Annotated in this window: 6 protein-coding genes and 1 pseudogene; 3 read left to right on the top strand and 4 right to left on the bottom strand. The window is 69.6% G+C overall.

The features are described from left to right. Positions 1 to 604 (bottom strand): annotated as a pseudogene (locus ACH4S8_RS44850) (transposase); the annotation flags it as partial. Positions 605 to 1,022: 418 nt separating this feature from the next. Here ACH4S8_RS44850 and ACH4S8_RS44845 point away from each other — a divergent pair. Together ACH4S8_RS44845 and ACH4S8_RS44840 are read left to right on the top strand one after the other, a co-directional pair. Continuing rightward, entirely contained in the window at positions 1,023 to 2,021 is a 999-nt protein-coding gene (locus tag ACH4S8_RS44845) for a YdcF family protein (protein WP_398405098.1), read from the top strand. 333 nt (positions 2,022 to 2,354) lie between these two features. Further along, entirely contained in the window at positions 2,355 to 2,525 is a 171-nt protein-coding gene (locus tag ACH4S8_RS44840; RefSeq protein WP_398405096.1) for a hypothetical protein, read from the top strand. Between the two features lie 8 nt (positions 2,526 to 2,533). Here ACH4S8_RS44840 and ACH4S8_RS44835 read toward each other — a convergent pair whose 3' ends face one another. The 3 genes from ACH4S8_RS44835 to tap form a co-directional block, all read right to left on the bottom strand. Beyond that, on the bottom strand, positions 2,534 to 4,552 hold the full coding sequence (locus tag ACH4S8_RS44835) for an NACHT domain-containing protein (RefSeq protein WP_398405094.1): 2,019 nt from the start codon (positions 4,550 to 4,552) through the stop codon (positions 2,534 to 2,536). A 324-nt stretch (positions 4,553 to 4,876) separates the two neighbouring features. Then, positions 4,877 to 5,434 (bottom strand): telomere-protecting terminal protein Tpg, encoded by a 558-nt coding sequence (tpg, locus tag ACH4S8_RS44830; protein ID WP_398405092.1) that lies wholly within the window; start codon positions 5,432 to 5,434, stop codon positions 4,877 to 4,879. Between the two features lie 11 nt (positions 5,435 to 5,445). Further along, positions 5,446 to 7,668: a telomere-associated protein Tap gene (tap, locus tag ACH4S8_RS44825; protein WP_398405090.1), complete on the bottom strand. Its 2,223-nt coding sequence runs from the start codon at positions 7,666 to 7,668 to the stop codon at positions 5,446 to 5,448. Between the two features lie 190 nt (positions 7,669 to 7,858). On the opposite strand from tap, the gene ACH4S8_RS44820 reads away from it, so the two are divergent. Next, a complete protein-coding gene (locus ACH4S8_RS44820; RefSeq protein WP_398405087.1) occupies positions 7,859 to 10,315 on the top strand; it encodes a Helicase associated domain protein in 2,457 nt (818 codons plus the stop codon). The last annotated feature ends 276 nt before the right edge of the window (positions 10,316 to 10,591 follow it).

The raw sequence follows: 10,591 nt of genomic DNA, 5'->3' as shown, positions 1-10,591 counted from the left end.
CCCCGCAGGCGCTTGATGCGCACCGGTCCGGGCAGTCCGTGGATCCCGGCCTGTGCCATCAGCACCGACACGGTCCTGGAGCAGACCTGGATGCCTATGCCCAGGGTGAGCTCGGCGTGGATGCGGCGGTAGCCGTAGGTGCCGCGGGAGGCGACGTGGATCTCCCGGATCAGCCCGGTCAGCCAGTCCCGCCGTAACTGTCGTGGTGTGGTCGGTGTGCGCTTGTGCTTGTAGTAGTTCTGCCGGGTGACGCCAAGGATCCGGCAGCACCTGTCGACCGGTGCCCCGGCATCGACGAGTCGGTCGATCACCGGGTAGAGCCTTTTGGGGCCGGCCTGTCCTCGTCAAGGAACTTCGCCGCCTGCCGGACGATCCCCAGCTCGGTCTCCAGCTCACGGATCCGCCGGCGAGCGGCCCGCAGCTCAGCGGACTCGCTCGACGGCGTTCCCGGTCGCCGCCCGTTGTCGATGTCGTCCTGCCGCAACCACTTCGACAACGTGACGGGATGGATGCCGAGCTCCACCGCGGTCTGTTTGGCCTGCTTGCCGGCACGGACCAGCGCGATGGCACGCGCCCGGAACTCCGGAGGATAGGGACGAGGCATGACTGCCAGCCTTCCGTGAAGGGCTGTCAGTTAGCCACCAGAACTGGAACCTGAGAGGTGGGGCAGGTCAACCTGTCACCCGAACCTGCATCAGACCCGGGTCATCGAGGCTCCCCCCGTCTACTGCTCGAAGTACATCGCCGATGTCGACCGGGCCTTGAAGTAGCGGACGACGACCGAGGCCCGTTGCTGCCTGGTCCTGCGCTCCTGGTGCATCTGACCTGGGTGACGGGCGTACGCCGGTCCCGGCTGATCGCGTCGGCGCCCGCCCGCGTACGGCGCGCCCCGACGGGTCTGCGAGGATGTCCAGCGGCGTCCGCACCGGGCCCCGCAGCGCTGCGCGGGGCCGGAAATGCGCAGGCGGCGACGGGCGGACGGGGTCGGGCCCGGCGGGCGGGAGAGCGGAGTGGTGGGGGACGTGCCGGAGTACCCGGAGTACGTTGCCGCGGCGGTGTTCGCCGTGGGCGGCGTCGTCCATGCCGTGCTGGCGCCGCACCGGTTCTCCACCGCTGTCCTGTTCTGCCTCGCGGTGACGTCGGCCGGGCTCGGCGAGGCCGCCCGCAGTGCAGAGACTCACCCCACCGTCGTGACCGTGCTCGCCGTTGCCGCCCTGCTCATGACCCTCGCGCTGGGCCTGCTCCTGCTGGTCGACGGCATCGTCCTGGTCCGGCGCTACGGACCGCAGGCGTCCCTGCTGGCCACCGGCGCCGCCGGCTGCGCACTGCTGGCGGTGCTCGGCCTCGACGCGGTCGTCCAGACTGCCGGGGGCGAGGTGGCGGGTGCCCTCATGGTGGCAGTGAACGCGGCTGCCGGATACCTCAGCCTGCTCTTCTTCGTCTTCACCGTCTACGTGTTTGTCCGGGGCCGCAGCACCCCGCCGCCGGGGACCACCCATGTCGTCGTCCTGGGCGCCGGGCTCAATGGCGACCGGCCCGGTCCGCTGCTGCGCCGCAGGCTGGAGCGGGCCCTCGCGGTCGACGGCGCCGGCGCACCGGATGCAGACGGTGTGGTGTTCGTCGTCTCGGGCGGCCAGGGCGGCGACGAGGTGCGCTCCGAGGCGGACGCGATGGCCGACTACCTGCGCGCACGCGGGGTGGCTGCCGACCGGATCGTGCGGGAGGACCGCTCCGTGAACACCGGGCAGAACCTCCGCTTCAGCGCGGCTCTCATGGACCGTACCGCTTCCGGGCACCGTGCCACGGTGGTCACCAGCGGCTTCCACGTCTACCGCACGGCCCTGCTGGCCCGTCGGGCCGGCGTCCTTGTCCACGTCGTGGGGGCGCCGACCTCTCCCGCGTACTGGCTCTCCGCGACCCTGCGTGAGTTCGCCGCCGTCCTGTGGTTGGACCGGCTGCCCCTGATCGGGCTCAGCCTGCTGCTGGCGGTGCCTGTGGCGACAGCGGTCTTCCAGCGCTGAGGCACCCGTCGCGCGTGCCGCCCCGGGCAGCAGGGTCGGCGTGGCTTCGCCAGCAACCCGCGCCCGCGTCGAACAGCGGGGGTGGCCGCGTAGATCAGGCTCGGGCACGGGGACTAGCCCCGATCGAATGGGGCGTGGGCGAGACCCGGGCCTGCGGCACCGACACTGGCGCCTGCGCTGCCGCGCATCGGCGCTCGGCCGCATGGGAAAGAATGCCGAGCATCATGCGTCGCGTTCACCCGACGGTGACCCTGTCTTCCTCCCGTACGCACTTCGTGCGCAATTCGTACGGTAAATGTACGCAGACTGTACGGTTTCCAAAGTGGGTGCTGCATGTCTGAGTTGTCCGTCGTCCCCGCGCGAGAGGACATCCAGGCCAGTGGAGTCGATCTGCACGCGCTCGCCCAGCAGCGTCACCGGCACCGGCGCGTAGAGCGGCTCCGGGAGATCGGCCCGCCCGCCAAGGATGCTCGACGGAGCATTCGAGGTCCCCTCGAACCCTGATGTCGCGGTCATGAAAGGGGCTCAGGTGTACGCGCAAGAAATTCCTGGAGCTCGCGGTGCCGGAACTGGTAAGCAACACCGGCTACCCTGACCAGGCCAGCCTGATGACACCACATCAGGAATCGACCGAGTCCGGTTGGCAAACGTCCTCGGGTGCACATAAGCAGAGCGACGTACCTCACTGCAGGGAGCCCCGCTGTGACTCCGAACCCCGTTCCCATGACCAAAGCGCATGCGAGTACGAATCCGGGTGCCAGCGCAGTCCTCGTGATCAGTCCGACTGTGCAGCTCATCGTGAGCGCCGCTGCGAACCCAAGCCAGAGATTGCCCGTGATCAGCTCACGTGGGTCAGTGGCGTATTCGACGTCCTCCGCCATGATCGAGCGGAAGAGTACGGGTAGGGCAGTGCAAATCACGCCCAGGACCCCGCATGCCACCACCAGGATGATCGATCCAATCACCCAAGTGAGGACGGCTATTGCGGCCAGCCCACACACCACGAGCCATGACCAGAACCACCGACGTCCCCCTTGGGACAGGTCGATGCGGGTCGGCTTCGGCCATGTCCGTGCCCAATTCACGCTCAACATGGCTACGGCTGACGCTGCGGCGGCGGACACAGCACTCAGATACTGCCAGGACGACTGATCAGGCCTGTTGATTGCCATGATCGAGCCACCGACCAGCCAGAAGACAGCGACGGCCGCGAAAGTCACAAAACGCGGACGGCGACCTGCGAGAGGCCACAACTCGTGCAGGACGATGTCGGTGCTTGACAGGCGGCGCCCTCCGACGGAACGGGGGGTCGCCTCGTTGCTTTCCAGGTAGGCGGCGAGCGTCGCGAGCCACATGTGGACCCGCTGCGGTGTATAGGCGGTCTTCCGGCTTTCTCGGTCGGCCTTGACGGCGGCCGGGATGAAGAGGCTGAGCAGGTGGTCTCGGATCTTGTCCTCGTCGTCCAGGTCCGGACGCAGCAGATCGGACGGGTCGCGGAGGTACGTCCGGCGGCCGTACTCCTGATAGACGGTCACAGCCAAAGCCAGCCGCCAAGGAGTGGCAAGGCTGCGCGCCAACGTCCCATTCGGATGAAAGTCGATCGCGTCAAGGACATGTTGCCAGCGCGCCATGCCGTGGCTTCCAATCTGCGATTCCACAAACGTCAGCGCCTTGTCTGTGGCGACGGCCTGAATCTCCACGCACGTAGCGTCCGCCAACGCCACTGCCGCAGCCTCCAACGACCTGTACTGCTCAATGCGACAGGTCACCACCAACCCTGGTCTGCCCTGGCCGTGCTGGAAGGCGTTTAGAGCCTTGAGTACCCTGACCGCTCGGGCCTCACTGCCGAGAGACGGATCGCTATCCATCTCGTCCAGGCCGTCCAGCACCGGCAATATCAGCCGCGCCTTGGTCAGCGCGGCCGCTGTCTGCCGACGTAGCCGGTATGTCTGAGTTAGATGCTCGATCAGCCAGTCCTCAATCGGCTGCCGACTATCCCATGAAGCGGCAGACAATCGTACGGGAATTGGCTCCTTGTCCTGGCGATCAGCCAGCAGCCCCATCATGAGCGCCACCGCCAAGACGGTTTTGCCTGCCCCTGGCGCTCCTGTGATCAACAGACGTCGCGACCGGAGGGCGCGGTAGTAGGACACCACGTCGTGCAGCGTCCCCGTGGGCAAAGCTGCGGCGTCAGTTCCAAGGGCGTGCCGCAGGACGAATTCGATGTCGATGGTTATCCCCGCTCGGCCGACAAGCCGGTCCAGTTCGCGCTCTTCCACGTTGGCGACCCTGTCCGCCAAGCGCGGAGCCCAGTAGAGCGGATCGGTCAACTGCCATCGGAACGCCTGCAAAGACTGGTTCCCGCTCCACAGGGCAAGCGCCAGCGCGAGGAATGCGAGGACGGAGCTTAACGGGTCGACTTGACCCACGGACGTGACCGGGAGCCCTCGCCACGCCAGTCCAACCGCCAGCAGGAGCAAGACCACACAGCCGAACCCAAATGCCCATCCCCAGCGACGATCTGTTCCCATGACCGCATGGTGGCAGATAGCTGTGCCCAGCCAATCTCGCGATCACCGTCACCAAGATCCCGCTCCGGGGCCGGCACAGCTCCGCCACGCATGTTCACCAACTGCCACCGATATCTCAGAAAAGGACACGGAAGCGAGACGAACTCGCGAAGACACACGCCCCCAGCCGTGAAGTTCTGGTGAACCCTCCCGCTTCACGGGATCGCGGTTTTCCGCAGGTCAGAGCCTGTGTCTCTTATGGGGATGATCAGTGTCGCGAAGGTTCAGCCCGGCAACGCCTGGCGTCTGCCTCGCGCAGCAGTCGGGCAGCCAGAGATGTCCTGCCTACAGCTCGAACCGGAGGTCGACCAGGTTTTTGAGCTCGACTTCGAGGCCGTGGGCGCGGCGGCCGTTGTCGCGGAAGTAGACCTCGCCGAGGGCTTCGGCGGCGATCTGGCGCAGTTCGTCCTCGTCGGTGCCGTCCTGCTGGGCCTGGAGGAGGCGGGCGGCGTGGTGGGGAGGGAGGGGGAGGGTGAGGTGGCGGACGCGGGACTGGTCGGTGCTGCCGCCGGCGGCGGTGTAGCCGAACCGGCCCTGGACGTCGATCATGATGCCGCTCGTGGTGGCCGCGGCCTGTTTGGCCCGGGCCCTGACCTGCGGCTGCCAGCGGGCGAGGACCTCGGCCCCCAGCCGGTCGGCGAGCTGCGGGCGCGGCTTTTTGATCTGGTTGTTCACGTACCGCTCCACGGTGCGCTGGCTGATGCCGAGGAGTTCGGCCACCTGCCGGGTGCTGTGCTGGTGCTGTCGGACCAGGTAACGCATCTGCGCTCCGGCGGACTTGGGCAGTGGGCGTGTGAACGCGCCCTGCACAGCCTTGTCGAGTTCTTCCGCGACGGTGACCATGCTGTCCCCCTCTATTTCCCGGTGTCCGGGCCGTCGGCCCGGCCGGTCTTGATGTAGCGGGCGAGGTTGGCGACGTGGCCGTCGCCGCCGAGTTCCTCGGACTTCTCCGCCCCCCACAGCACGCTCTGGGTGCCCTCGTGCTTGACCATCCCCGGGGACACCCCGAGCCGGAAGCTGCCCGCGACGGTCTTGCCGTCGGCGCCGTAGGGCAGGACGTCCAGCGGGCTGGGTCCGTCGGCGGCGTACACGGCGCAGTCGGACAGGACCGCGATGGGGTAGTGGCCGGTGGCCGCGGCGAGGTTGAGCATCTTGCGGTGCATGTTGATGCGGGCGCGGGAGATGACGGCGGCGCGGATGTCGGGGCGCCAGGTCGGGCGGGCGAGCGCGGGCCAGGCGTTGCCCGGCTTCCAGCCTCCGCCGCGCGCCTTCTCCTGGAGCTTGCCGATGCCGCCCTTGACGGTCATCTTCACCGCGTCCAGCACCAGGGCCAGTTCCGGATCGCGCTGCTTGTAGCCGTCCATCGCATCGAGGAACTCCTGCGGGCCCAGTTTCTCGCCCACGCCCAGATCGGCCATGGTGGCGACGTAGGCGTCGCGCAGCCGCTTGTACCAGCCGTCCAGGTACCGGCTGCTGTCCGGGCGCAGCCAGCCCTCGAGCGGGGCGACGTCATAGCCCAGCTCGACGGCGTAAGCGACGGTCGGGGTGGCGTACCAGGCCGGACCGGTGGGGCGTTCCCCGGTCGGCGTGAACGCGCTGGGCAGCAGGTCGCCGTCGAGGTCGCGCCACTGCTTGCCGATCTTCACCCGGGACGGGTCGACGTGGGAGAGGTCGACCAGCCAGGAGCCGGGCACCGCCGCATCGAACGCCGGACGCACGACGTGCATCGGGGGAGTGGACAGGCCGACGACCGCGCCGTTGGCGGCCGCGCCGAACGCCAGGTTCACGTCGATGCCGACCAGGTGGTGCTGCATGCACTCGGCGTCCGTCATCTCCCGCGCCCAGTCGTAGGCCTCCTCCATCAGCTTCTCCTCGGGCCCGCGCACGTGGAAGCGGGGCAGGTGGGCCAGGACGGGGTGTCCGTCGGTCGCCTCGCACGGCGCCGGATCCAAAGCTTCGGTTCCCAGCGATCCGGGCCGCAGCTCGCGGTGCCGCTTGCCGTCCGCGTCGGGCTCGCTCGCACGGGTCGGCGGGTTGAGCGCTGTCATCAGGTGAAGCCCCGTCACCGCGGTGGTTCCCACCGGCGTCACGACCCGCTGCGCGTACACGCCCAGCACCCGGGCGAGTTCCGCCGGAGGAAGCTGCGCGGCGTGGCCCCAGGCGCGGTCGTCCAGGGCGTGCCAGGAGGGGATGCACAGCTGCACGCAACTGCGGCGGCCCCCCTGCGCGGGACGGTAGATCCGCGCCCACGGCCCGAATCCCCGCCTGGTGAGCTGCCACTCGGCACGCTCGAGCCGGCCCAGCACCTTGTGGCCCTCCGGAAGCCGCCCGGCGAGCCTGGCCTCCTCCGGCAGCTGAGCAGGCAGACCATAGCGCTCACACGCCGAGGGCGTGAGGACCAGCAGTGGATCGGCGTCCCTGCCCGAACCGTGCAGCCGCTCCGCCCCCAACTGCGCCTCGCTCAGTGCCCACTCGACCAGAGCGGGCAGCGACTTGGCGGGCACGTCCAGGAGCAGACCGCCTACGCCGTAACCGGTCACCTGCCCGTCAGTATCGGCGTCCAGAACGAGCAGCGGACCATGCCCGTGCCCGGGCCCGCCATCGGGTGTACGGACAGCGGCCTTCGGCGCGCCCGGACGCCGCGAGGACGGACGGGACGGCGCGGCAGCAGGCGTCGGATGCGGCGCCCGGGCGGCGGCACCGGCCTCGGAGGCCGGAACGGGGGCGGGGGAGGGGGCGGGCGTGGCTGTCGCCTTCGCGGGTCGCGGTCCCGCCGCACCGGACGCCTCCGGAGCGGCGGCCTCGGGCTGCGGGGCTGCGGGAGCGGCGGTCTCCACGGCCGGGTAGAGGAGGGCGAGTTGTGCGAGCAGGCGCGCGTAGGCCTCCCGCTGTGGAGGCCTCGGTTCGGCCTTGCCCGACTCCCAGCCGCCGATCGTCGCCCGCCGGACGTCGAGGGCCGCGGCCACCTCGTCCAGGGTCAGGGCGTGCGCTTGGCGCAGTCGCCTGCGTTCGGCCGGCGGCGGCAGCGGGGACCGGGACGCGATCAGCGCGTCGACTGCGTTGAAGAGCTCGGACATGGGACACCTCCGGTACCAACCCTACCCCATCAACCGTACTTTGAGCGTACGGATACCGTACTTTTCGCGTACGAATGATGGGTTGGCTGGTAGGGTGCTCGATTGGTGGGGCTTCAACGGGGTCTCGCCGACCTCCCCGACCGTGGTAGCCCTGTGGCTGTCGCCCTGTTCTCGGATTGAGGAAGCCCGCATGACCGTGGCCGTCGTCTCCGCCTCCGACCAGTCGCAGAAGAAGCGGCTGTTCGCCGACCAGGCCGAGGCCCTCTCGCGGCTGGCGCGTCATCTGCGGCGGCCCGGAACGCGCGCCCTGTACGTGTCGGCGACGGGCACCGGCAAGACGCTGGTGTCGATCCGGCTGGCGGACGAACTCGACGCGCGGCTCGTCCTGTTCGTCGTGCCCACCCTCGATCTGGCCGCGCAGACGGCGCTGGCGTGGCGCCGCGACGGGCACCTCGAGCACATGGTGATCGTCTCCTCGATGGACGTGGCAGGCCGCGACGACCTGGTTGCTGCTCACGTCATGTCGGCCACCGACCCGCGCACCCTGGCCGCGCTGATGTTTGTGGTCGGCGACGAGGAGGACCAGATCCCCGCGCTGACGGTGATCTGCACCTACGACTCCCTGGACAAGATCGAGAAGACCCGCAAGACCCGGTACGCGGTTCCGGCGTTCGACCTCGCGGTCATGGACGAGGCCCACCGCATCGCCGGCCGCGCGGACAAGAAGTGGGCCATCGTCAACGACGCGAAGCGCATCCACGCGGACCGCCGCCTCTACATGACCGCCACCCCCCGCACCTTCCTCGCCCCGGAGCTGGCGGAGTCCGCCGACACCAGCCGCCCGCGCCGCCGCGCCCCCGCACCCGCTCCCGATGTCGACGTGTCCGCCAATTCGATGGAAAACGAGCAGGTCTACGGCAAAAAAATCTTCGAATATCCGCTCGCGCAGGCGGTCGAGGACGGGCGCGCCGCGGATTACCGCATCGTGGTGCCCACGCTGACCGATGCCGACCTGCGCCGCCGCCTGAACACGCCCGCCCCGGGCACCGCGGGCACGGCCCCGGGCACCGCCGCCGGCACCGGTTCCGGCGAGGAGGATGACGGTGCGCTGCGCACCACCGCCCTGCACCTGTCCGTCCTGCGCGCGATGACCGAGCACGGCCTGAAGAAGGTGCTGGTCTACTTCAACCTGGTCGCCGACGCCCGCCGCTTCGCCCGCGAACTCCCGCACACCCTGCGCCTGCTGGCCAGAACCGACCCCGACTTGGTCCCCGACATCGCCCCGCAGATGTTCTTCGCGCACGGGGACAACACCCCCGCCGAGCGCGGCGACACCTTCACCGCCTTCGCGGCCGCCGACTGCGCGATCCTGGCGAACTCCCGCCTGATCGCCGAGGGCGTCGACATCCCCAGCGTCGATGCGATCGTCTTCGCCGACCCCACCCGCAGCGTCGTCCGCTGCGCCCAGGCACTGGGCCGCGCGCTGCGCCTGGACGTCTCCGGCAAGACCGCTTCCCTGATCGTCCCCGTCTACATCCCGCCCGGCGCCGACAGCCAGGACATCCTGGGCACCGCGTACGAGCCGGTGTGGGCGATCGCCACCGCGCTGGCCGGCCACGACCACCGCATCATGGAACGCCTCCCCGACAAGGCCAACCGGCTGCCCCGCGAGACCAGCCAGGTCATCGCGCGCCGCTGGAGTTTCGACTTCACCGTCCACCCCGAGCGCATCGCCCAGGCGATGGACCTGGTCTCCTTCGACCCCCGCGACCAGCCCGTCTCCCGCAGCCGCCGCCTCGGGCTCGCGGCCGCCCGGTCCTACCGCGACGAATTGGGCCACCTCGACGTCCCCGCCGACTACACCGACCCCACCGGCTACCGGCTGGGCACCTTCATCACCACCATGCGCGACGCCCGGACAGCCGACCGCCTCGAAGCCGACTGGACCGCCGAACTCGACGCGCTCGGCATGATCTGGGACAAGCACGACGCCGCCTGGCGCGCCCGCATGACCGCAGCCGCCGACTACCTGCACGCCCACCAGCACCTCGCCGCCCCCGCTACCACCCCCGTCGGGGCCTGGCTCGCCGAACAACGCCACCTCGCCGCCCACGACCGGCTCGACGCGGCCCGCGCCGACGCCCTCACCACCCTCGCCCCCGACTGGCGCCTGCCCCACGGCGCGGACTGGCACCGCAAATACCACCTGCTGCGCGCCCACCTCGCCACCGGCGCCGACCCCGCCACCCTCACCCGCGACACGGGTCTGGCCGGGGTGAAGATCGGCTCCTGGCTGAACCGTCAGCTCACCACCTGGCCCGCCCTCACCCCCGGCCAGCAGCAGATGATGACCGCGCTCGGCTTCACCCCCCAGACCAACCCGCTCACCCCCGCCCGCCGCACCCGCCGCACCTTCGAGGAGACGGTCCAGCTCCTGGAACTCTTCCTCCACCGCGAAGGCCGCGCTCCCGCAGCCCGCGAGACCATCCGGGTCGACGGCGACACCGTCAAGCTCGGCGCCTGGCTGGCCAAGGCCCGCACCAAGCATCGCGTCGGCCAGCTCCCCGAGGCTCACGCCCGCCTGGTCGCCGCGCTGTTCGACGGGGACTGGACGGCCGAGGGCGCCGTCCCCGTCGTCCTGATGTAGTTCCTGCCCTGGCTGGTGCGGACGCAGGGGAGATCTGAGATCCGATGAGGCAGTGGCTTTGTTCACGGGGAGCGACAGCGGTTGTTCATGGGTTTGGGAGGCACCCCGATCCACGGTCGGGTGATGTTCACGAGTTTTGGCTCTGGCTCAGGTTCTGTGGTGGGTGCGGGGGCTGCAGAGTCATGCCTCGCGCAGGCATGCCCCAAGCGCAGCCGAGGTGAAACGCGTGGACAGGGGTCATGGGATCATTCCGAAGCGCCAGGTCCTGAGGTCACG

Source organism: Streptomyces sp. NPDC021080 (assembly GCF_044333225.1).
Taxonomy (GTDB): Bacteria; Actinomycetota; Actinomycetes; order Streptomycetales; family Streptomycetaceae; genus Streptomyces.
The sequence above is the reverse complement of the archived record's forward strand: the minus strand, read 5'-3'. Positions and strand labels throughout refer to the sequence as shown.